Annotated in this window: 15 protein-coding genes and 1 pseudogene; 3 read left to right on the forward strand and 13 right to left on the reverse strand. The window is 59.8% G+C overall.

Going from position 1 to position 23620, the window contains the following annotated elements; genetic code table 11:
- Window positions 1-106: 106 nt before the first annotated feature.
- The 3 genes from F560_RS0111060 to F560_RS0111070 all read right to left on the reverse strand — a co-directional run bounded on the left by F560_RS0111060 (window position 107) and on the right by F560_RS0111070 (window position 5319).
- Complete coding sequence (locus tag F560_RS0111060) at window positions 107-1675, reverse strand: extracellular solute-binding protein (RefSeq protein WP_026298225.1); 1569 nt, start codon at window positions 1673-1675, stop codon at window positions 107-109.
- A 499-nt stretch (window positions 1676-2174) separates the two neighbouring features.
- Window positions 2175-3617 carry an RICIN domain-containing protein gene (locus F560_RS0111065; protein WP_019005802.1) on the reverse strand — a complete coding sequence of 481 codons (1443 nt, stop codon included), beginning with the start codon at window positions 3615-3617 and terminating at the stop codon, window positions 2175-2177.
- Window positions 3618-3822: 205 nt separating this feature from the next.
- On the reverse strand, window positions 3823-5319 hold the full coding sequence (locus F560_RS0111070; RefSeq protein ID WP_019005803.1) for an extracellular solute-binding protein: 1497 nt from the start codon (window positions 5317-5319) through the stop codon (window positions 3823-3825).
- Window positions 5320-5458: 139 nt separating this feature from the next.
- On the opposite strand from F560_RS0111070, the gene F560_RS0111075 reads away from it, so the two are divergent.
- Window positions 5459-7771, forward strand: a complete 2313-nt coding sequence (locus F560_RS0111075) for a helix-turn-helix domain-containing protein (RefSeq protein ID WP_019005804.1) — start codon at window positions 5459-5461, stop codon at window positions 7769-7771.
- 137 nt (window positions 7772-7908) lie between these two features.
- On the opposite strand, the gene F560_RS0111080 is transcribed toward F560_RS0111075, so the two are convergent.
- The 7 genes from F560_RS0111080 to F560_RS0111110 all read right to left on the reverse strand — a co-directional run bounded on the left by F560_RS0111080 (window position 7909) and on the right by F560_RS0111110 (window position 16043).
- On the reverse strand, window positions 7909-9378 hold the full coding sequence (locus F560_RS0111080; RefSeq protein ID WP_019005805.1) for a tagaturonate epimerase family protein: 1470 nt from the start codon (window positions 9376-9378) through the stop codon (window positions 7909-7911).
- Window positions 9379-9495: 117 nt separating this feature from the next.
- Window positions 9496-10974 carry a nickel pincer cofactor biosynthesis protein LarC gene (gene larC, locus F560_RS0111085; protein ID WP_019005806.1) on the reverse strand — a complete coding sequence of 493 codons (1479 nt, stop codon included), beginning with the start codon at window positions 10972-10974 and terminating at the stop codon, window positions 9496-9498.
- Entirely contained in the window at window positions 10971-11651 is a 681-nt protein-coding gene (gene larB, locus F560_RS0111090) for a nickel pincer cofactor biosynthesis protein LarB (protein WP_019005807.1), read from the reverse strand. The genes larC and larB overlap by 4 nt, the downstream gene beginning before the upstream one ends.
- Window positions 11648-12415: an ATP-dependent sacrificial sulfur transferase LarE gene (gene larE / locus F560_RS0111095; RefSeq protein WP_051088322.1), complete on the reverse strand. Its 768-nt coding sequence runs from the start codon at window positions 12413-12415 to the stop codon at window positions 11648-11650. The genes larB and larE overlap by 4 nt, the downstream gene beginning before the upstream one ends.
- A gap of 72 nt (window positions 12416-12487) precedes the next feature.
- Complete coding sequence (locus F560_RS0111100; protein ID WP_019005809.1) at window positions 12488-14008, reverse strand: gluconokinase; 1521 nt, start codon at window positions 14006-14008, stop codon at window positions 12488-12490.
- Window positions 14005-15279, reverse strand: coding sequence for a nickel pincer cofactor-dependent isomerase, group 22 (locus tag F560_RS0111105; protein ID WP_019005810.1), 1275 nt, complete (start codon window positions 15277-15279; stop codon window positions 14005-14007). The genes F560_RS0111100 and F560_RS0111105 overlap by 4 nt, the downstream gene beginning before the upstream one ends.
- Window positions 15276-16043: an SDR family oxidoreductase gene (locus tag F560_RS0111110; protein WP_019005811.1), complete on the reverse strand. Its 768-nt coding sequence runs from the start codon at window positions 16041-16043 to the stop codon at window positions 15276-15278. The genes F560_RS0111105 and F560_RS0111110 overlap by 4 nt, the downstream gene beginning before the upstream one ends.
- 278 nt (window positions 16044-16321) lie before the next feature.
- On the opposite strand from F560_RS0111110, the gene F560_RS0111115 reads away from it, so the two are divergent.
- Window positions 16322-17350 carry a LacI family DNA-binding transcriptional regulator gene (locus F560_RS0111115; RefSeq protein WP_019005812.1) on the forward strand — a complete coding sequence of 343 codons (1029 nt, stop codon included), beginning with the start codon at window positions 16322-16324 and terminating at the stop codon, window positions 17348-17350.
- A gap of 82 nt (window positions 17351-17432) precedes the next feature.
- On the opposite strand, the pseudogene F560_RS24185 reads toward F560_RS0111115, so the two are convergent.
- Both F560_RS24185 and F560_RS0111125 read right to left on the reverse strand, forming a co-directional pair.
- A pseudogene (locus tag F560_RS24185) lies at window positions 17433-18140 on the reverse strand (MFS transporter); the annotation flags it as partial.
- Window positions 18141-18371: 231 nt separating this feature from the next.
- The gene (locus F560_RS0111125; RefSeq protein WP_019005814.1) at window positions 18372-19721 is read right to left on the reverse strand and encodes a glucose-6-phosphate isomerase; all 1350 of its coding nucleotides are present in this window, start codon (window positions 19719-19721) and stop codon (window positions 18372-18374) included.
- Window positions 19722-19904: 183 nt separating this feature from the next.
- Between F560_RS0111125 and F560_RS0111130 the strand changes: the two genes are divergently transcribed.
- Window positions 19905-20792: an NAD(P)-dependent oxidoreductase gene (locus F560_RS0111130; protein ID WP_019005815.1), complete on the forward strand. Its 888-nt coding sequence runs from the start codon at window positions 19905-19907 to the stop codon at window positions 20790-20792.
- Between the two features lie 707 nt (window positions 20793-21499).
- On the opposite strand, the gene F560_RS0111135 is transcribed toward F560_RS0111130, so the two are convergent.
- A complete protein-coding gene (locus F560_RS0111135; protein WP_019005816.1) occupies window positions 21500-23566 on the reverse strand; it encodes a beta-galactosidase in 2067 nt (688 codons plus the stop codon).
- Between the last annotated feature and the right edge of the window lie 54 nt (window positions 23567-23620).

Genomic DNA, 23620 nt, shown 5'->3' on the forward strand with positions numbered 1-23620 from the left:
AACCGCTGCGAAGCTTCGCAACCGGCGTTAAGGAAAAGCATCTCCTTGCGGGCGGCGTTTCGGCGTGCCCGAAGCAAGGAGATGCTTCGCGGGGCGTTTGCGTCGATCAGGAGCCCTGCTGCTGCTTATACGCCGCGTTGAATTCTTCGATGATCTTATCGCCGCCTTCTTTTTTCCACCTCTCGATCGCTTTCTCGAAGCCGGCTTTATCGATTTGCCCGTAAATATATTGGTAGGTCGCGTCCGTCACGATTTGCTGAAGCTCGACGCCTTTCTCCGCGTAGGTCGGCGAATCGAGCGCGGCCGTCGGGTCCTTGACGCCGACCTTCTCGTTCTCGATGATCAGCTCCTCGGCGTGAATCCGGCCGGGCAGCTCGTTCAGGCTGTTGTACATGCCGTTCGTTTCGGCTTCGCCGATGACGCTGTCTTTGTAGCCTTTGACCTCGCGTTCCACCAGTTCCTTGTCGTCCGCGACTTTCGCTTTACCGTCGACCACCGTATAGTGAACGCCTTCGATGCCCCAGAACATGAGATTGGCGACTTCCGGCGTCATCATCTTGTCGAAGAAGGCCAGAATCTTCTTCAGCTCGGCTTCGTCCTTGATGGCCGATTTCGGGAACAGGACCACGTTGTTGTAGCCCGGAATCATCCATTGGCGGTACTGGCCGTCGGGTCCGGCAACCATGCTGTGCGCGTCGAGAACGGCGTCCGGCACGTTCTTGATCAAATCCTTGTTCAGCGAGTCGATATCCTGCATCGAACCGCCGATGTAGATGCCCGCCTTGCCGCTCGTAAACAGCTTGACCGCGTCGGTTTTGCTTGTCGCCGCGAAGTCCTGGTTGATGTAGCCGTTGTCGCGCAGCTTTTTGAAGAAATCCATCGTATCGATATATTGCGGGAACATAAACTCCGGCTGAAGCCGGCCGTCTTTTTCGCCCCAATTGTTCGGCGTCCCGAACCAGGACGAGACGGTTTTGAACGCGCCGTATACCAGCTCGTTGCGGTCGACGATGCCGATGGTGTCCTTTTGATGGTTTCCGTCCGGGTCTTTCTCCGTAAACGCTTTCGCCATTTCAAATAGCTCATCCGTGTTTTTCGGCGGCTGAAGGTTCAACTTGTCCGCCCAGTCCTTGCGGTAGATGATGCCTTGCCGTGCGAGCGGACGGCCGACGTAGAGCGAATACAGCTTGCCTTCCACCTTCGTGTTGTCCAAGATTTCCGGCTTCAGCTTGCTCAGGTTCGGAAACTCGCTGAGATAAGGCCCGATCTCCCAAAACTGTCCGTCCTTGATCGCCTCCCTCATCTGCAGGAAAGTCGTGGCGTTCTTCAAATAGGTAACCTGCGGCAGCGATCCGGTCGCAAAGGCCGAGTTCAGCTTTTCTTCGTAGGTGTCCGCGGGGAAAAACTGGTACGTCAGCTTCGTATTGGTCAGCTTTTCGACTTCGTTCTTGATGCGGTCGGGCGGCGTCTCCGCGATGTTCAGCGGCAGCATGATCGTAATTTCCGTCGGCTTCTCGTCCTTGGGCGCTTCCGCGCTGGCGCCGGGACTGCCCGGTTGCGGCGAAGCGTTCGGCTCCTGCGACGAAGCGTTGTTGCCGCCGCCGGAACAAGCCGACAGCAGCAAGGCAAGGGCGGTCAAGGCGCTTAGTGCCGTGGGGAAAGACTTCCTTTTCATTTTCCTCTCTGACCTCCAATTTGGATATTGAATTTCTGACGCTTACAGCGCTTGCAATTTGAACACTACACCGCTGAAAGCGATTTCGTATACAATCCGAGGCTCAGATTGCGCCTTTGACTGGTCGGTTGTGAGAAAAGGATTATTCCCGGTTTGGATGACACCTTGCGGCAAGCCGCCCCGTCGGCCGACTCCGCCAAACGCGGGATGTAATCCGCCCAGTACCCTACATCGCCTACAGTCGCAATCCTCCACCGCCATGTAGTCCGCCCAGTACCCTACATCGCTCACAGCCTCGGTGCTCCACCGCCATGTAGTCCGCCCAGTACCCTACATCGCCTACAGCCGCGATGCTCCGCCGCCATGTAGTCCGCCTAGTACCCTACATCGCTCCGAGCGGCCCCACGGGCCAGCTTGTTTGAACGAGGGTGAGTTGTTGGCCGCGGCCGCGCAGAAAAAAACGACCGCCCGGGATGTTCCCCCGGACAGCCGCCTGCGCTTAGTTGGCGGTCACGAACGAATACTGTTGGCTCGTCGCGCCGGTATCCGTCCGCTGGATCGAATCGGCGCCGTTGTCGGTTGAAGCGTCGACGATATCCAGCACCTTCCGGCTCTTGACGTTCATGATCTTGAAGTAGCCGCCTCCGGCGCTTAGAATGCGGAACTGCTGGTTGTATCCGCCGTTGTCGGCATACTGGATGTTGTTCGCCCCGTCGGCCGTGGAACCGCCGGAGATGTCCATCAATTTGCCGCTGTTGCGGTTTTTGATTTTGTAATAACGGCCGCCCGCGTCGATAAACTGCCAATGCTGGCTTGTCCAGGACCCGTCGGTCCACTGCTCGATCTGGGCGCCGTCGTCCGTCGAGCCGCCGGCGACGCCGAGCAGCTTCGAACTGTTGCGGTTGATGATCTTGTACCAGGAAGACGAATTGACGGGAGGGCTTTCGATGCCGGTCAGCGTTCCGGTTGCGGTATCGACGGTAAGCCGGTCCGCCCAGTTCATCGATAGGGACGTGGCGGTCGGAAACGACAGCGGCAGCCAGACGTATTCGGACGTGTTCACCGCCCCGCCCCACGCTCCGGCCCACCGGTCGCCCATGTACAGATAAGAGGTCGTAGAGGAGCCCTCGATCGGGAGCACAAATGTGGATTGAGAGTTGAACGTATTGGCGTTCCCCAGATTGCTCAGGCCGCTCCACGCGCCCTCGATGCTCGTTGCGACGGCGTATTTGGCCTGGTTGGGCGTCCAGCCGGTAGCGCCGGACGTGATCAGGAAGTAGGTGCCGCCGCGCTTGAACAGCGCCGGCGCTTCGCGGTACTGGCCGGTCCACAGCGTCTGGACGAGCGAGTCGACGCCGAGAAAATCGGAGGTCAGCCGGTAAATGTTGAGATCCGCATTGACCCTGGTGGCCGAGACCAGATAAGCCGTTCCGCCGTCGTTGTAAACCGTCATGTCCCGCGAATCGTAGCCCAGCGGACGGAAGCTGCCGTGATACGTGTACGGCCCCTCCACGTTGCTGGCCGAGGCGACGGCGACTCTCGCCTCGGAATAGTCGGAGCCGTTTTCCTTGTGCATCCACATGACGTATTTGCCGGTCGCGGCATTGTAAAGCACTTTGGGCCGTTCGATATTGGCGGTCGCCAGCTCCGGAGCCGACGATTTGCTCAGCACGTGCGCGCGGAATTCCCAGTTTTTCAAGTCGGCCGAGCGATAGACGGACACGTAGTTGACGCCGTCCCTATTTTCCCCGAACCAGTAGTAATAGCCGCCGACCTTGATGATGCCGCCGCCGTGGGCCTGCACGGGGTTGCCGCTCGTGTCCTTGAACTGAATGCCGTTGTCGATCGTGACCGCCGAGGCGCCGGCGGGGACGGCTCCCGCACCTGCGGTCAAAACAACGGCCAGGACAAGCAAAAGCACGTTCCTTGTCAAGCGTTTCATTCGTCATGAACCTCCTCTCGTTATGGGACAAACAGGTTCCGCGACTTTCTCCGAACAACGCCGCAAAAAAGCGAGCCCGCCATCAGTAAGCGCTTTCACTTCCTTTCCTAAAAAAGTGGAAGGGCAGCCTTCCCATTTTGACCGTAACACATCCGGGAGAAGGCCGCGTAATGTTATTTCTACCTTTTTTGCCATTATTTTGACTTTATGACGCCGGTCCGAAATAGGCTTGCGTAAATTCCTCGATGATCCGGTTGCCGCCGCTCTGCTTCCAGCGCTCGATCTCGCGCTTAAAGCCCGCCACGTCGAGTTTGCCCAATATATAATGGTAGGTAGCGTCGGAGATGATTTTGTTCAGCTCGGCATTCCGCTCGTCGTAGGTGACGGATTCGAGATTGACCGTCGGGTCCTTCACGATGAATTTCTCGTTGTCGGCGCTGAGCCGTTCCGCCTTTTCCGTCAGCGGCTCCTGCTCCGCGATCTTCATCAGGTTCGGATTGCTCAAATCGGCGATCATCAGCGTATACAGCGCGTTCACTTCCATGACCCTAAGCCGCGTGCTTTCCTTCGGCAGCACCACCTGCTGCCCTTTGCGAATATAATGGCGGCCTTCCAGGCCGTATTTCATCAGGTTGGCGATATCCGCATCCATCGTCCGGTCGAAAAAGCCCAAAATCCGCTTTAATTCCTCCTCGGTTTTGATCGCTTTCTTGGAGAACAGGTACAGCCCGTTATAATTGGGAATGGACCATATGCGGTATCCGTACGGGCCCTCGATCCGGTTGACGACCGTAAACCGCGCCGACGGATCGATCGCCGCCGCTTCGTCCGACAGCCGCTGCACGTCGGTCATGCTGCCGATGTAGACGCCCGCTTTGCCGCGGATGAGCATATCGCGCTGTACCTCCTTGCTGGTCACGGCGAAATCGGGATTCACGATTTTCTCGTCGTACAACCGTTTCATAAAATTCATCGTGTCGATGTACGCCTGCGTCTCGAACTCCGGAACAAGCCGGTGCCCCTCGACGCCCCAGTTGTTGGGCGTGCCGAAGTAGGAGCCGAGCGTCTTGAAAGCGCCGAACACGAGATCGTTGCGGTCGGTAAGGCCGTACGTATCGTCGATCCCGTTGCCGTCCGGATCGTCCTTCGCGAACCTGCGCATCACTTCGTACAGCTCGTCGATCGTGCGCGGTTCCTTCAGGCCGAGGTTTTCCAGCCAATCTTCGCGGAGGATCACCCCTTGTCTGGAAGACGGGCGTTCGGTGTACAGGCCGTAGATTTTGCCGTCCAGCGCCGTCTGCTTCAAAATGTTCGCATTCAGCCGCCTCAGATTCGGATACCCGTCCAGATAAGGACCGATTTCCCAGAACGCGCCCGAACGGATCGCGCTCTTCATAAACATGTAGTCCGTATATTTGACAAACGTCGCCTTCTTCAGGGTTCCCGTCGTCAGCGCGGTGTTCATCTTGTCGGTATAGATGCCGTCCGGCACCCACTCGATATCCAGCTCCGTTCCGGTGCCTTCTTCGATCGCCTTGATCAGGGTCTCGGACGGCTTTTGCGGAAAATGCAGCGGCGCCATCACCGTCAGCGCCGTCCGGTCCTCCGGCGCCGAACCGGCGCCGGTCGTCGTCGCAAGGCTGCAGGAGACAAGCAGCAAGCCGATCAGCGGCATCACCGCCAGGTGCCGAAATTTGATCATCCGAAATCCTCTCCCGATTCGTTGTGTAAGGCCGTCATGTGACGTAATGATTATGAGCTTACGAGATGATTATTGTTCAAGGGGAATCGCTTGGCGTACAATCAGATTATCATCTATCCGAGGCAAGGTGTGGCTGCTGATGCGCTCCTACAGCTTTTTGACCAGGCTGACCGTTTTCGGTTTTCTGCTGAGCACGCTTCCGGTGCTGTTCATCGGCATCTTCTCTTACGCGACATCGTCCGGAGAGATCCAAAGCCACGTCAACAAAGGGAAAATGCAGTTATTGGTTCAAATTAATGCCAATGTAGAGCAAATCCTGGTCACTGTCAACCACACGCTGAATCAGGTGCTGAACTCGACCGTTCTGAAACGGGCCATGAGCAACCCGCTTTCTGAAACCGATTTCATTTTATATGACAACCTGAGAAACGAACTTCGTCATATGCAATCGTTCGATACGCGGCTGGAAGATGTGATTCTGATCAACCGCAATCATAACTGGATGGTCAAAAATTCGGGGCTTTACCGGTTCGACGAATACGCTCATCACGACGCATTGGCGAAACTGATCGACGCTCCCGGCGACAGCGCCTGGATGCTGAACCCTTCGGACTGGTTCTACAGCGAAGAAAACGCCGGCAGCCCGCCTTGCCGATACAGCATCAGCCTGCTCAAAAAGCTGCCGGTCAGCGGCCTGGAGAAAAGCGGCCTCGCCCTCGCCAATATTCCGGCCTGCAGCCTTCAGGACTTCCTGCAAAGCGACGGGGAGCAGGACGACCGGCTGATGGTCGTCGGAGACGACGGACGGCTGCTGCTGCACCCGGACCCCGGAATGATCGGGCAGACGCTGGAAGCGGCAGGGCTGAAGCAAACGGACAAATTGACCGGCGACAGCGGGCAGTTCCGGACGAAAATGGAACAGCAGGCGTATACGGTCACTTACTTCCGTTCGCCCTACAACAACTGGACCTACCTGTCGTTCACGTCGATCCGCAGCTTGACCAAGGAATCGGACAAAATCGGCATGTACACGCTGTTTGTCTGCCTGTTTATGCTGCTCCTGATGCTGGCGATTGCCTGGACCGGTTCCCGGCGGATGTATACGCCCGTTCAGCAGCTGCTGCGGCAGCTCGACACCGGCATGACAGCCGGAAAAAAAGGGCGCAGCGACGAATTCCAGGTTATCGGCGAACAGGTGCGGAACTTGTTTCAGTCCAAGTCCCGGCTCGAACAGGAAGTTCACCGGCATCTGAATCAGGTGTCCGGTTTTTATTTGATGAAGGCCTATCAGGGCGGCGTCAAGCTTAGCGAGCTCGGCGAGCAGCTGGAGCGGTTCGGCTACGGCGAACGCATCCGGAGCTGGGAACTGAAGGCGGTGCTGACGCTGCAGATCGACTCGCTGGAGCAGACCGGTTACGAGAAACGCGACTTGGAGCTTCTGCTGTTCGCCGTTCAAAACATGACCGAAGAAATCATCCCGGCCGAGCGGCGTCTGGCGCCGGTTACCATCGAGCATACCGTTGTGCTGACGGTCGGCGGCGCGCCCGGTCCGACGAACGATTTCAAAGCCGATACGTACGCGCTCACGGAAGAGCTCCAGCGGAAAATCCACGATGTGCTGAAGCTGACCGTCAGCATCGGCATCAGCCTGCCGTTTCGCCGGCTCGCAGGTCTGTCCGACGCCTACCGTGAAGGATTGGAAGCGCTTCGCCAGCGGCTCAAGCTGGGCGGCGGCATCATCGTTCAATACGAGCACCTGAACGCGGGCAAGCATGTCCTTCATCTGCACTACCCGTATCAGAGCGAAAACGAGCTGATCGAAGCGATGAAGCTGGCGGACAAGGACAAGGCGAAAGAGCTGCTGCATCAATTTCTCGCGCAGGTGTTCGCGGCCGAAACCTCGCCCCGCGAGTGCCAAATTCCGCTCACGCGGCTGCTGAACAACCTGCTTGTCGTCATGCAGGAATCGGGCATTTCCGTCAACCTGATCCACCCGGAGCGAGGCTCGCTTTTCGAAGACCTGCTGGAGTTGAACACGCCGACGGAAATCGAGGACTGGTTCTGGACCTCCGTCGTTCACCCGGTGCTCCGCATCTTCCGCGACCGGCAGGACGCGCAATACGCCAATATTTCCGAGAAAATCATCGACCTGGTCCACCGGTACTACGATACCGACCTGACGCTGGAGGAATGCGCCGCCAAGCTGCACTACAATCCCAATTACCTGAGCAGCGTTTTCCGCAAGGAGACGGGGCGTTCGTTCAGCGAATACCTGACCGCCTACCGGTTTCAGATGGCCAAAAAATGGCTCGCCGAAACCGAGATGCCGATCAAGGACATCGCGGCGCGGCTGCGCTACAACAATTCGCAAAATTTTATCCGCTCGTTCCGCAAGCAGGAAGGCGTCACCCCCGGACAATTCCGGGAGACTCGGGGCAGGACGGCGACATAGCGCCGGGCAAGAAGCTTCCGCCAGCGTTGGCGGAGCGGACGGCTTCCCGTTGACGGAGCGATGCCGGGGGCGTCGGGCGAACCGTTAAAAAAGGAACCCGCGGCCGTCGGAACGGCGCTTCGGGCTCCTTTTTCTGATTATTTCACGCCGAGCAGGTCCAGATGCTTGCCGATATGGCTTCGCAGCGCGGCCTCGTAATCTTCCTCGCGCTCGCTGAGCGTCCGGAAAAACTCGTCGCGGAACAGGCTCGAACCGTCGTCCTTTTTCGCCTGCAGCAACAGGCCGTAGGTGATATGGAGAAGCTGGCGCGCGTCGTTCTCGTTCATGTACGAAGGCAGCTCCTCGTCGGACACGTCGGCAAGCGGGCGGATGTTGTTCAGATTGGTCGTGACATGGTAATAAGCGGTCGCCTCTTCAAAATGCTCGAGCGCATACTGATGCATGCGGCGGTACAGGCCCGGATTCGTCTTGGCGACGATCCGCACCGCCTCCAGCCAGTTCGTGCCCGCCGTCTTGACGTGGAACCGCCCGTTCGTATAGCGGCCGACAAGCGCGAACACGCTGAATTTGTCGCTGCCCGAATGGATGCTCAGCTTATAGCCGAAACGATCCGCAATCGCGGCGTGAACGGCCAGTTCGCGCTCGAATTGGGCGATATCGCCGATATAGTCGATCCCCTTCTGGAATTCGCCGATAAACCGCGGGGCCATGCTGAAGATATCGACGTTTTTGCCGATGAGCTCCGAAGCGACCAGAAAATGCGAGCCCGGCGCGGTCGGCGTCAGCGTCTCGTCGATCGAAATTTCGAAGTCGACGGCGCGGCCTGCGGTTTGAATATATTTTTCGTAAATATAAATCATGAACTGAATCGCTTCGCGATAGACGAGCACATCCCGCATCAGCGTTGCGGCGTCGAAATGAATGGCGTGCGGACCGACCTGGAACGTTTTGTCCAAATATTTCGCTTCATAGTGGCTGCGCACGGATTCCGGCAACTCTTCGTATTTCCGCTTCACTTCCGATTCGCCGGCCTGGGCGGCTTCGTTGTCGATCTGCTCGGAGCAGTCCAGCGTCAGCATCGTAAACCCGAGATCGAGGGCCATGCGGATGTCTTCTTCCTTTTTCAGATGGTCGCCGTCCGCCCCATAGCCTTCGGTATACCCTTCCTGGAAAACGGCATAGGCCGCCGCGTCGATCACCTGCTTGTAGTCGCGTCCGGTAAGCGCAAGTTCGCGTATGCTTTGCTGAGCCAAAATGGGATGGATGGCGCGTCCTCTCACCGTTTGCACATGGCCGGGACCTGCGATGCCGAGGCGATCCCCGAGCCCGATGGTCGCGCTCTGCTTGCCGAAAGCCTGCGGTACGGTAAACGGAAAATGGCGGTTGAGCACAAGCCGGTTCTCGTGCGAAAGCTCGCACAGCTTGACGCCGTCCGCCTCTTCGCCGCGCAGCTCGTCGTACAGCTTGCCGCTTCCCTCCGCGACGAGATATTTGCGTCCCTCCGCCTTGATCATCTGCACGCGGGTTCCTTCGGATTCGTGCCTGGAACGGGGATAAACGTGTACCTGGCCTGCGGCCAGCCGTTCGATGATGGATTGCGCTTTCATTTTTCTTTACGCTCCTTTCATGATAACAACGTTGTTATATTGATGCGGCAAAAGCGGCCGATCGAAGGATTTCCCCTATCGATCTCTCGGCCGCCTTGCGCCCGTCATCCTTAATATTTAATCCCGGTTAAAAGACTCGCCGATTCGCCTCAAAGCCTCCCGGTAGACGGTTTGAAGCGGCACGCCGTGAAGCCTTGCGGCTTGGGCGGCATCTTCGAATTCCGGCGAAGCCTGGACCAGCTCTCCGTTCTCGTAGCCCAGCTTGACGCGGACCCGGCCGTAGGGCGTCTCGACCGTCTGCCATTTGCGGTCCAGCATGCGGCGCGTTCGTTCGCTTCTGCGGACGCCGAAGGTGGATGTCTCGGCAAGCAGCGTCGCTTCGCAGGCCGCCGCGTCCTCAGGCAGGCAAACGACGGTCGCAAGCACGCCCGGACGGTTTTTCTTCATATATACCGGCGTGTAATATACGTCGAGCGCGCCGGATGCAAGCAGGCGCTCCATCGCATAGCCCATCGTTTCGCCGCTCGAATCGTCGATTTGCGCTTCCAGCACGACGACCCGCTCTCCCGGCGCGGACGGAAGCTCGCGATGGAGCAGAATCGCCCGGAGCACATTCGGGAATTCGAAGTCCTTGTTCCCGGCTCCATAGCCGATGCGGTCGATCGTCCCTTCGGGAATCGGTCCGAAGCCGGAAGCGAGCGCCTTCGCGATGCCCGCGCCGGTCGGCGTCGTCAGCTCGGCGTTGGCCGGCATCGACGCCAGCGGAATGCCGCGCAGAAGCTCGGCCGTAGCCGGAGCCGGAACCGGGTACAGCCCGTGCGCGATCCGCACCTTGCCCATGCCGGTCGGAATCGGGGAGACGACGATGTCGTCGACGCCCAGATTCTCGAGCGCCAGGCAAACGCCGATGATGTCGATAATCGAGTCCATCGCTCCGACTTCATGGAAATGGACCTCCGACGGCGCGATGCCGTGGATTTTCCCCTCCGCCTCGGCAATCCGTTCGAACACCTTCGCGCTGCGCTCCTTCACGCGGGCCGGCAGGTCGGAGGCCTCGATCATGGCGAGAATATCCGCCGCTTTGCGATGCTCGTGGTGATGATCATGCTCGTGGCCGTGCGAATGCGGGTGGCCATGCGTATGTGCGTGCCCATGGCCGTGCTCGTGATCGTGCTGGTGCGCGCGAGCGTGGTCATGCGCGTGAGGGTGTTCATGCGCGTGAGGGTGTTCATGCGCGTGAGGGTGTTCATGCGTATGCGCGTGATCGTGCACATGAAGATGATCGTGGCTCGGATGCGCATGACCGCGCTCGTGCCGGCCTTGTTCGGACTCGCGCCGATGGACGTGCCCTTCCGCGTGCCCTTGGGGGGTATCGCGTTCCGGGAACGTCAGCTTGAGCAGTTTGGCGGAAATTCCCCGGCGGACGGTCGGCACGAACGCCATCCGGAACGGGTCGAGCGGCAGCCGCCGCAGCTCCGACTCGATATAGGCCGGATCGGCGCCCAAATCGACGAGCGCCGCCAGCGTCATGTCCCCGGCGATGCCGGAGAAGCAGTCCAGATACAAGGTTTTGCGTATTTTCTTCGCTTCGGTCATGTTGCCGCCTCCGCCGCCAGTTGTTGAATCATCGCCGCGTTGTAGCCCGCGCCGAAGCCGTTGTCGATGTTGACGACCGACACCCCCGCCGCGCAGGAAGTCAGCATCGACAGCAGCGGCGTCAGCCCCTGAAAATGCGCCCCGTAGCCGACCGAAGTCGGCACGGCGATGACGGGCCGGCGCACCATGCCGCCGACTACGCTGGCGAGCGCGCCTTCCATCCCGGCCACGACGATGACGACGTTCGCGGCCCGGACGCGGTCGCGATGCGCGAGCAGCCGGTCGATGCCCGCAACGCCGACATCGTAGATGCGGTCCACCTCGCAGCCCATCCACTCGGCCGTGCCCGCCGCTTCCTCCGCGACGGGAATGTCCGCGGTGCCTCCGGTCAGCACGGCCACCTTCCCGGGCAGCCGCCGGTCCGCCGCGCCGTACACGATGAGCCCCGAACGCGGATCATGCTTCGCTTCGGGCACGGCCGCAAGAACCGCTTCCGCCATCTCCGCCGACGCGCGCGTCAGCAGCGCGCGGCCGTGCTTCTGCACAAGCCGCTTGAAGATCGCGGCGGCCTGCTCCGCCGTTTTGCCCGGTCCAAACACGACCTCGGGATGCCCGGTTCGCTGCTCTCTTGCCACATCCAGCTTGCAGAACTCCATGTCTTCGAATCCGCCGTTCACGCTTTCGCACGCTCCAATGCCCGGTTCATGCTGCCGCTGGCATAGCCCTCCAAATCCATCGCCACATGCGTATAGCCGATCTCCCGGAGCTCTCGGGCGATGTCGGCTCCGCGCTCGACAAGAAGCGCCATATCCTTGGGCTCGACCTCGATGCGCGCGACGTCGCCGTGCGATCGTACCCGCACCTGCCGGATGCCCAGCGACCGGATGTAACGCTCCGCCCGGCCGACGCGGGTCAGCTTCTCGAGCGTAATCGTTTCCCCGTAGGCAATCCGGGAGGACAGGCAGGCAAACGACGGCTTATCCCAGGTCGGCAAGCCCATTTGCCGGGACAGTTCGCGGATTTCCTCCTTATAAAGCCCCGCTTCCTGCAACGGTCCGCGCGCGCCGTACTCGCGAGCCGCCCGGATGCCGGGACGGTGCTCGTTCATGTCGTCGGCGATCAGCCCGTAAGCGATAAATCGGTAGCGTCCCCCGCGCACATACGGCTCCAGATGCTCGAACAGGCTTTTTTTGCAGAAATAGCAGCGGTTCCCGTTGTTCTCCTTGTACCCGGGAATGTCGAGTTCCGACGTTTCGATCACTTCGTGCGGAGCGTCGAGCAGCTTGGCAAGCCGGCGCGCTTCCGCGAGTTCCTCGGACGGATACGTTTCCGAATCCGCCGTGACCGCCAGCACCCGCTCGCGGCCAAGCGTATCGATCGCCGCTTTGAGCAAAAAGGTGCTGTCCACCCCGCCGGAGAACGCCACCACCACCGATTCCATTTCGGTCAGAATGGCCTTAAGCTTTTCGTATTTTTCCACCGCTTGCGACACCGGACACCGCTCCCTTCTCCATCAGCCACGGATCGCTTGCCGCCGTTCAAAGCCGGAAAGGTCCTTCATGCTGTCTTTGAGCTTGTCATACAATCCGAGATAAATCGGGAAAAGCTCGTTGTAAACCGCGGCCCGCTCCGGATTCGGTTCGAAGACTTGCGCCTTGGCGCTCTCCCACCGAAGCAGCGGACCTTTGGCGTCCTCCAGCGCATAATAGCCGAGCTGAGCCGCGCCAAGCCCCGAGCTTTCGATGATCTCGGGCACCGCAACGGGCGTCCCGAGCAGATCGGCCGCCATCTGGCACCAGGACGCCGACCGGGCAAAGCCCCCCGACGCGAGCAGACGGGTCGGCTTTCCGGCGCGCTCCTCGAGCAGCGACTGAATGGCGCGGACTTGGAACAATACCCCTTCCAGCCCGGCCTTGAGCATGTGCTGCTCCCTGTGAGCCAGCTTCAGCCCGAACCACATGCCCCTGGCGTTCGCGTCCCAGAACGGCGCCCGCTCTCCGGACAGCAACGGCATCATCAGCAGGCCGTTCGCGCCGGGCGGCACCGATTCGGTCAGCGGAATGACCGCTTCCATCGGCTTTCCGGGATACAGGCGCTCGGCCGCCCACTGCGCTACGATGCCGCCGTTGTTGGACGCGCCGCCGACGATCCAGCGGTTCTCCGTCAAGGCGTAGCAGAAGAGGCGTCCCTTCGGATCAAGCGACGGCGCGTCCACCATGGCGCGAACGGCGCTGCTCGTGCCGATCGTGACGCCGAACAGCCCCGGCGCGGCGGCGCCGATGCCGAGGTTGGCGAGCACGCCGTCCGATGCGCCGGTTACAAACGGCGTGTCGGGCGACAGCCCCATCCGTTCCGCGAAGTCCGTTTTCAAGCCGGTCAGCTTATACGTCGTCGGCACGGGCTCGGGCAGCCGGTCGGCGCCGATGCCGGCCAGCTTCAGCGCTCCCTCGTCCCAGTTCAGCTCCCGCAGGTTGAACAAGCCCGTGGCGCTTGCGATCGAATAATCGACGACGCAGCGGCCGAAAAGGCGGTACAGCACATATTCCTTGATGCCCAGCCATTTCTTCGCCTTCGCGAGCAGCTCCGGCTCCCGCTCCCGCATCCAGATCAGCTTGACGAGCGGAGACATCGGATGCACGGGCGTTCCGGTCCGCAGGTACACGTCCAGCCCCGTGCCGTCCGCATTCAGCCGTTCCGCCTGCTCCGCGCTCCGCTGATCCGCGAACGTGATGCTGGGCGTAAGCGGACGCCCGTCCTCATCGATCGCGATGAGGCTGTGCATCGCGGAGCTGAACGAAACGCACAGCACCTGCTCCGGCTTCAGCTCCGCGTCGTCGACCACCCCGCGGACCGTCCGCAGCACCGCCGCGAAGATTTCCTCCGGGTCCTGCTCCGCGTATCCGGGCTTCGGCGTATGCAGCGGATATTCCGCCGAGCGGCCGGCCAGCACCCTTCCTTCGGGATCGATGGCCAGCGTCTTTGTGCTTGTCGTACCGATATCGACGGCTAATACGCATGATGTCCGATCGTTCATTTCGGCAAATATCCTTCCTCGTCAAAGCTCCACTCGTACGGTCCTTCCAGCACTTCGATCTGCGGATGCTTCAGCGCCTCGGGCAGCAGCGCTTCCGATATCTCGATTTCGCCGAGGTGCAGCGTATCGCGGATCCGAACGAGTTTGCACTGGGTGTAGTCGAGAATGTTGCACGTTTTGACCGCGGCCTTGATCGCCTCCCGGTCATTGGGCAGCGTCGTCGCCTGCTTCGTCGGGGCGCACACCGTCGAGGTCAGGCCGTTCGCGTACGTGCCCGGCCAGTCGGTTTTGTCCACGAGCCGCTGCGTCGTAAAGTCCGCGGTGCCGACGCCGTTCGCATTGCCTTTCGATTCCGGCGTCAAATCGAGCACGACCATCTTGTTCACCTCGGGCCCGCCATAGGCGTAAGGCGTCGGATAGCGGCCGGTAATGTTCGGGTCGGCCCCGTCGCCGCTGATGTTTTTGCCGATATAATCGATCACCAGCACGTCGATCTGGGGAAACAGAATTTTCGGAAGCCGGGATTTCGCTTCCTCCAGCAGCGGAGGCTCCTTTTCCAGCATCTCCTCCGCGGCGATGACTTCGACCCGGCAGATTTGGTCGTACGCGTTCTCCACAACGGCGACGCCGTAGCGGATCGGCAGCTTTTCGATCATCACCTGGGCCATCGCGGGCACGTTTTCCGCCATATATTTGAACCCGAGCTGATGGCACGCTTCCGCGCCCTTTTGCTTGCCGAGCCCGATCGAGATCATCTTGAGCAGCCCGCTCTCGACTTTGCCCCGGAATGCCGTATGCGGCTTGATCCGGTTGATGACGACGATGACGTCCGCCTCCTTGGCGGCGATGGCATCGCAGTATACCGGCAGTCCGTTCGGCAGCCGGTCGAGCAGCACGACCTCCATCGAGGAGCGAACGGGAACGCCCATCCGCTGCTCGTCGATGCCGAGATGCGCAAGCACTTCCTTCTGCCCTTCGGCCGTCGCGCCCCCGTGGCTGCCCATGCACGGCACGATAAACGGCTCGGCGCCCTGCCGCTTCAAATCGTCGATGACCGCTTTCGTCAGCTCGTCAATCCGGTTGATGCCCCGGCTTCCGACGGCCACCGCCACCTTCTGTCCCGGCTTGACGGCGGCGCACGGCGCGGCGCGCAGCTTCTCCGCCAATTCGCCGATCGGGTCCGCGAGCTTGTCGTCGGGAAATTTCTGGCGGATGCGCACCATGCGCGGAATCGGGATGCCTTCCAGCAATTTGGTCAAAATATCGCTCATATCGTCATCGCTCCAAATCCGCCGTCCACCCGCAGCGTCGTTCCCGTTACGAACGAGGACGCTTTGGCGGAAGCGAGATAAATGACCGCGCCTTGCAGCTCCTCCGGTTTGCCGAACCGGCCCATCGGCGTATGGTTCATAATCGACTGCACCCGTTCGGGAGACAGGATTTTACGGTTTTGCTCGGCCGGAAAAAAGCCCGGAATAATCGCATTCACCCGAACGTTGTGCGGAGCGAACTCGCGCGCGAGAAATTTCGTGATGCTGTTGATGCCCGCCTTGGAAGCGGAATACGTAAACACCTTGGACAGAGGCGGGTCGGACGACACCGATGAAATGTTGATGATGGAGCCTCCCTCGCCCTGATCGATCAGCCGTTTGCCGAATATTTGCGCGGTCAGGACCGCGCTTTTCAGGTTGACGTCCATAATCCGGTCCCATTCTTCCATCTTCAGTTCGAAAAACGGGGTCGAGCTGTTCATTCCCGCACAGTGAACGACCGTATCGACGCGGCCGCCCCACTCCAACACGCGGCGAAGCGTCTCGCGCAGGTCTTCCTCGCGCGTCGCGTCGGCGCGGATGCAGACCGCTTCCCCGCCGGCTTCGGCGATCCGGTTGCGGACCGCTTCGGCTTTGTCCATATCCCGTCCGACGACGGCGACTTTCGAACCGGCTGCCGCAAGCGCTTCCGACATGGCGCCGCCAAGCACGCCGTTGCCGCCGATCACGACCGATACCGTACCTCGAAGATCAAATAAATTCATGTCCATCCCCCAATTGCCGCATGGTGAAAAGCACTAAATAACAACGTTGTTATTGCCATCATAGCCGAAACCCTCTCCCGTGTCCATAGGATACGCAAAATGAAAATCGACTTCCTTTTCATGATACGATCGTATAAGATAAGGATAATAACAACGTTGTTAACCGCAGCGGCCGGCAGCCCGTTTGGAGATAGCCGGCTCCGTTTGGGCAAATCTTCCCGACGGATCGGTTCCCGTTTCGTTTATGTCGTTCAATTCGTTTGCGGAGGTGGCGGCCTTTGTCCGTTACGATCAAAGACATCGCCGAGCGCGCCGGCGTAAGTTTTTCCACCGTGTCCAAAGCGCTCCGGAACAGCCCGCTCGTGCATGAGAAGACCAAGGCGAAAATTCTCGCGATCGCCAAGGACATGGGCTACCAGCCGAATATCGCGGCCCGGCGGCTCGTCTCCAAGCGCAGCGGCGTCATCGGCGTCGTCTGGCCTTCCGTCGAGCGCACGACGCTGTCCTCTCTCATCACGCTGATCAATGCGGAATTGGAGAAAAGCGGGTACGCCACGCTGTTGTCCATCAACCGGGCCGATTCGGCGATCGAGACGTTCCGCCGGTTCCAGGTCGACGCGATCCTGCTGTTTTCGGAGCGGGCCGAACCGCAGATCAATTCCGCCGTAGCGAGGGGCATCCCGGTGCTTTGCTACGGAAACGCAGTGCGGTCGGTTTTTCCCACGCTGGACATCAACCGCAAAAAAGCGGTGCGGCTTGGCGTCCGCCATTTGTTCGAACTGGGCCACCGCAGCATGGCGTATATCGGGAGGCCGAATGTCCGCGACCCGCTCCAGGAGGAAAAGGCGTCCGCCTTTCTCGAAGAGCTGCGCAGCCTGATCGGCGAGGCCGCTTCGGAGCAAACGGTCGTGACGACATCCGGAATGGAGTTTCACGACGGCTATCTCGCGGCCAAAGCGCTGCTGCAGTCTCCGGATCGTCCGACCGCGCTGTTCGGAGGAAGCTACGATCTGACGAGGGGAATTTTGCGCGCCGCCGCCGAGCTGCATATTCGCATCCCCGAAGAGGTGTCGCTTGTCGCCTTCGACCACATCCCGCAGATGGACAATCTGGAAGTGCCGGTCACGGCGGTCGGCGTCGATATTTCGACCATGGCCGCGACGCTCGCCCGCAAGCTGCTCGACATGATCGAGGCGGGGCCGGGCGGACGGGAGGACGACGCGGGAAGCGCCGAAACGGTCGTGCTCGAGCCCGAGCTGGTCTTGCGGGCTTCGACCGCGCCGCCTGCTTCGGGTCGCGGGAGCTGAGCGCTGCGCATCTTCAGCGCACGTATGCCGTACGGGCTGATCCCGTGAATACGGGGCGTTTCGGCCTAAATCCGCCGTTTTTTCAAAGAAGATGCGATGCGCTTGAACGGTGCTGGGTTACGGGTTTGCTTTTCACCAGAAAAAAGCCGAATACCGCGGCAATAACAGCGATCAACAGGCCGGCTATCAAACCTAAAAAACGCGGAGACATCACTTCCAACAACAATCCGGAGAGGAACATGGTGGCGCCTAAGATGGAGTTTCGCAAAGTCGAAAATAGACCGAACATGCGTCCATGAAGGTTACGGTCGATGGTATGCATCACCAACGTATTGGTGCTCGCATTTCCCACGCTTGCGCCTACGGTGGCTATGAGGAGAAAAAGAGAAGCAAAAGTCAAATTGGGCGACTGGCTTACAAGCAGATGGGCAATCCCCTCGACGACAAACCCGACGGCTGCGGCAGGCAATATCCAGCGGGACAGGTACGGGGTCAATCCTCCTCCCAAAATGAAGCCCAATCCCAGTGAGGCGTATAAAATCCCGACTCCTTGATTGCCGGCATGAAAAATGTCAAAGGAATAGACGCTTAACAATACGTTAACCGCCCCGCCTCCAATAGGCCATAGTGCGGAAAGAATGATCATCACCTTAACGAATGAAGAGGATCGAACGATCGCGTACGTTTCGCTCATTTGACGCTTGATTTTCGTTTGGACGGCGCGCTTTTCCGAGACGGGGACTTGAATGTTTAGGGTCAACAGAGCGGAGAACAGAAAGGACAGCGCGTTTAGCCAAAATGCCTCATGCTAATCGTTTTTGGACACTCCGTTTAATAACGGTATATGGATAATATAAATAATTATAGAAAAACCAAAATAGGTCTTTTTTCGCTTTTTTAGGTATAACATGATCGGACTCCGCCAAAAAAAAGTTCCGCCCGCCCCAAAACGGGTGCGAACGGAACTTAACGACAGCGCCCGGACAAATCCGGTTGCGTTGTACGATCAACCGATACGGTTTTACAGCCGCGCTTCCAGCGCCTTCTTCTCGGCTTCGTAGCCCGGCTTGCCGAGCAGCGCGAACATGTTTTTCTTGTAAGCTTCGACGCCCGGCTGGTCGAACGGATTGACGCCGAGCAGGTAGCCGCTCACGCCGCACGCGATTTCGAAGAAATACACGAGCTTGCCGAACGTGCGCGGGGTCATGTCCGGAAGATGAACGACCAGGTTCGGCACTTGGCCGTCCGTGTGCGCCAGCAGCGTGCCTTCGAACGCTTTCTTGTTGACGAAATCGAGCGTTTTGCCCGCCAGGAAGTTCAGGCCGTCCAGATCGGCCGGATCGCTTTCGATCGTAATTTGCTCCGGCACTTCGCCCACTTGCAGCACCGTTTCGAAGATGATCCGGTTGCCTTCCTGGATGAACTGCCCCATCGAGTGCAAGTCCGTGGAGAAGTCGACCGATGCCGGGTAAATGCCTTTGAAGTCTTTGCCTTCGCTTTCCCCGTACAGCTGCTTCCACCATTCGGAGACGAAATGCAGGCCCGGCTCGTAGTTGACGAGAATCTCGACCGTCTTGCCTTTGCGGTAAAGCGCGTTGCGGATCGCCGCGTATTGGTAGGCCGGGTTTTCATGCACATTCGGGTTATTGTAAAGCTTGGCCGCTTCCTGCGCGCCCTGCATGATCTCTTCGATGTCGATGCCGGCGGTCGCGATGGGCAGCAGTCCGACAGCCGTCAGCACGGAGTAGCGTCCGCCCACGTCGTCCGGAATGACGAACGATTCGTAGCCTTCCTCGGTCGCCAGCTTCTTCAGGGCGCCGCGCGCCTTGTCGGTCGTGGCGTAAATGCGTTTCCGCGCCTCTTCCTTGCCGTATTTCTTCTCCAGCGCATCGCGGAAAATGCGGAAGGCAATCGCCGGCTCCGTCGTCGTGCCGGATTTGGAGATGACATTGATCGACCAATCCTTGCCTTCGAGCACCTGGAGCAGGTGGGCGACGTAGGTCGAGCTGATGTTGTTGCCGGCAAAGAAAATTTGCGGCGTCTTGCGCTGCTCTTTGCTGAGCGTGTTGTAGAACGAATGCGACAGCATTTCGATCGCGGCGCGCGCGCCCAGATAGGACCCGCCGATGCCGATGACGACCAGCGCGTCCGAATCCGACTGGATTTTCTTCGCGGCCGCTTGAATGCGGGCGAATTCCTCCTTGTCGTAATCGAACGGCAGGTTGATCCACCCAAGGAAATCGGAACCGGCGCCGGTGCCGTTATGTAGCTGCTCATGCGCCAGGCGGACGGCAGGGGCGAGGTTGTCGATTTCGTTTTGGCCGACGAACTGCAGCGCTTTGGAATAGTCCAAACGAATCGTAGCGCTCATTTTTTCACGTATCTCCCTTCACTCACTATCGGCATGCTCTCTTGCGCGTAGCTTTAGAATACTCAAAAACCTGCCGCGGCACAAGCTTGTACGAACGAGTTTCATCAACTCTTCATGTATAAGTTCCCATCCTCATCCAAATGTGATACAAAGATGATAACGAGAGAAATGGAGGTTTCGTGCATGAGCAAAATCGGTTTTATCGGTTTGGGGATTATGGGCAAGCCTATGGCGGCGAACCTGCTGCGCAAAGGCTACGAGGTTACCGTCTACAACCGCACTCCCGGGAAAGCGGACGAGCTTGCGGCGCTTGGGGCGCTCGTTGCAAAGACGCCGCTGGAACTTGCGCAAGCCTCCGACGTCGTCGTCACGATGGTCAGCAACGACCAGGCGGTCGAAGAGATCTATTTCGGACAAAACGGCATCGCGGCCGGCATCCGTCCGGGCTCGACCGTCATCGACAGCAGCACGATTTCGCCGAGCCTGGCAAGGCGGATCGCATCCGAGCTTGCGGAGAAGTCGGTCCGGTTTCTCGACGCGCCGGTAACGGGCAGCAAGCCGGCCGCCATCGACGGCACGCTGCTGTTTATGGTCGGGGGCGACAAGGAAACGGTCGAGGCGCAGCGCGAGCTGCTGCTCGCCATGGGACGCGAGGTGCTGCACATGGGCGAGAACGGCAGCGGCGCGGCGGCCAAGCTGGCGCATAATACGATCGTCGGCATCAACGCCGCCGGCCTGATCGAAGGGATGGCGATCGCCGCCAAAGCGGGCATCGACGCCGAATCGTTCCTGAAGGTGGTGCAGGGCGGCGGCGCGGCGAGCAAGCAGGCCGAGCTCAAAGGCCGGAAAATAATCGGTCACGACTTCAGCGTCCAGTTTTCGCTCGCCCTGATGCTGAAGGATTTGAAGCTGTCGTCGGCGCTGACCGACGGGCTCGGCGTGCCGACGCCGATGCTGGAAGCGGCCAAAAGCCTGTTCCAAACGGGCCAGGCGGCCGGCTACGGGGATGAGGACCTCGCCGCGCTCGCGCGCGTGTACGAATCGTGGATCGGCAGACGGATCGGGGAATAATGCTGTACGTATGCTAACGGGGCGGCCCATAAGCGAGCGTAACCGACGAAGGGACTGGCTCATCAAGGCGATACCCAAAAAGCTAGCCCCCGCATAAGAACGAATGAACCTCCCAAGCCACTGTAAAAGCGCAGGTCGGAGGTTCATTTTTTTGCACCCAAAGCGGGGCTTCGAAATCCAAAACGGACTTTGGGGACAACCTCGTCAGGACAGGCCCGTTTAGATTAAACGCGGTGGGTCGGGGATTTGCTGAGGGCCATGGGGGCTATGGACCGTAAGTATGCTATGGGCATCTGGATGCCCCGGGGAAACGGCATCGGCTCCTATGCTTGAGGCGATATAGGCGAAATGCTGGAGCGGCATAGGCGTCTACATTGGAAATGATCCAATAGAATCGAGCGTTTAGGCGCCTGAAGCACACCTATGTTGGATATTTCCAATCCTTTGATCCGCTTAAGCGGGATAAGCCATCCGACGAGGAAATTCCATTGGATCATTTCCAACATAGGGTACCGCAAGCGATGGAAAAAGCAAATATCCTGCATAAAATCCAACATGGCTTTATCTCGGATCGCCCAAAACTCGCAAACCCAACATTCATCTCCTACCGAAACGTGCAAACTCCCAAAATCCAACATCGCCTTATCCCGGATCGCCCCGAAACCGGGGAGCCGGTCGAAACCCGAACGCCGACCGGCCGTTGCGCCCTATATTTTCCGCCGGGCCAAAATCTTCACCCCGTACGGCGGAACAAGCAGTTCCCCTTGAACGCTTCCTCCTTCGAGCAGATCGCCGGCCGGCCGAAGCACGTTCACCTTGACCGCTTCCGCGCCGTAGTTGAGCAGAAACGCATAATCCGTATCGCCCGACGAGCGGATGCCGAACTCGACTCCCGCGGGCAGCTCCGCCCAATCCGCCGCGGGCGACCGAATGCCCAGACGGTCGATCATCCTGTCCGCCGCCTGCTCGCTGAACGCCGCGCCGAAGTACCACGCTTCGCCCTTGCCGGCTTTCCGCACGGTCAGCGCAGGCTTGCCCGCGTAATAGTCGGAGGCGTAATAAGCCTCCACCTTCACCGCCGGATCGTTCACCTGCAAAATATCGTTGAACCCTTCCGCGCGCATGGACGGCTGCTCCGCTTCTCCGTTCCAGCGCAGCAACGGCGCCTGCACGGTGCCCGCGACGAGCGTGAAATCCTCCACCGTGACGCCGCACAGCTCCGCCGCGGGCCCCGGCAGCGGCCGCATTGCGCAATGGCCGTGCTCGTTCTTGTACCCGGTCCGCGCGCCGAACACGATTCGCCCTCCCTGTTCGACGTACCGGGCGAGCAGCCTCCCCGTCTCGTCCGTCAGGATGGCCGGATGGGGATAGATGAGGACTTTGTACGGCTTCAAATCCTCGAGCGTCGTGCTCTTGCGCAAATAAACGACATCGGCCGGAATGTGCCGGTACTGCAGCCGCTTGAACCACGAGCGGACGCTCATCCGGCTTAGCGGCCCGTGCCATCTGTCGAGCTCGCCGTCCCACAGGTTGTCGTAATCGCGGATGATCGCGACCTCCGCCGCGTATTTCGTGCCGGCGATCGCCCCGCCGATCGAAGCCAGTTCCCGGCCGATTTGTTCGGCTTCGCGCACCCTGCGGTTCGGCCGGTTGTGCCAGTCGTTGATGCCGTGCCAATAGATTTCCGTCCCGACCGTCGCCGTCCGCCACCGGAAGAAGAGCAGCATGTCGGCGCCGTGCAGGATCGACTGGTACGTCCACAGCCGCATTTGTCCCGGGCGCGGCGCGGGCATTTCGATCCGGTTCACCCAGCCGCCCGGCCCCGATTGCTGCTCCATCACGCAGAAGTTCGGAGAAATCGAGCGCACGCCCGCCAAATTCAGGCTCCACGCCCGCTCCAGCAGCAGCGGCTCATCGCCGTCGTCCGGAAAAATCGAGGCGAACTGGGGGTAGGAATCGTAGGACATAAAATCCAGCAGCGCGTCGGTCATCGCATGGCTGTCCAGATGGCCGAACACCCCGTTCGTCGTCACCCAATGGTCCGGCGCAAGCTCGCGGATGATATCCGCCTGCAGCTTCGCAAACGAAATCGCATTGTCGGAAATAAACCGCTTCTCGTCCAGCGCCTGGTGCGGATTCGGACTGTCGGAAACGGTCGGACGGGTCAGATGAACCTGTTCCCATTCCGTATAGGTTTGGTTCCAGAACACCGTTCCCCACGCCCGGTTCAGCGCCTCCAGACTCCCGTATTTCGCCTTCAGCCAGGAGCGGAACGCGGCGTGGTCGGCCTCGGAATAGAAGACGTCGATTTCGCAGTTCAGCTCGTTGTCGATCTGCCAGCCGATGACGGCGGGATGGCGGCCGTAACGCTCCGCCAACCGCCTTACGATCCGGGCCGACAGCTCGCGGTACTTCGGGCTGCTGTAGTTGTAGTGCCGGCGCGCGCCGTGCCGGTAGACGACGCCCTGCTGCGACACGTTCAGCGTCTCGGGATAGCGGTGCGTCAGCCACGCCGGCGGCGTTGCGGTCGGCGTGCCCATGATGACCTGCAAGCCGTGCTTGTACGCCAGATCGAGCGCCCGGTCGAACAGGCCGAATTGAAAGCGGCCTTCCTCCGGTTCGAAAATCGACCAGGCGAATTCGCCCACGCGGATCACCGACAGGTTCATTTCGCGCATGCGGCGGAAGTCGTCTTCCCACATGCGCTCCGGCCAATGCTCGGGATAATAACAGACGCCGAGTCTCAAACGTTCGAGCCGAATCGATTTTGCCATATGATCGCTCCTCAAACCGCGCGGCGAGATGCGGCACCCCGCCGCGCGGACGCT

The organism is Cohnella laeviribosi DSM 21336, assembly GCF_000378425.1.
Classification (GTDB): Bacteria; Bacillota; Bacilli; order Paenibacillales; family Paenibacillaceae; genus Cohnella; species Cohnella laeviribosi.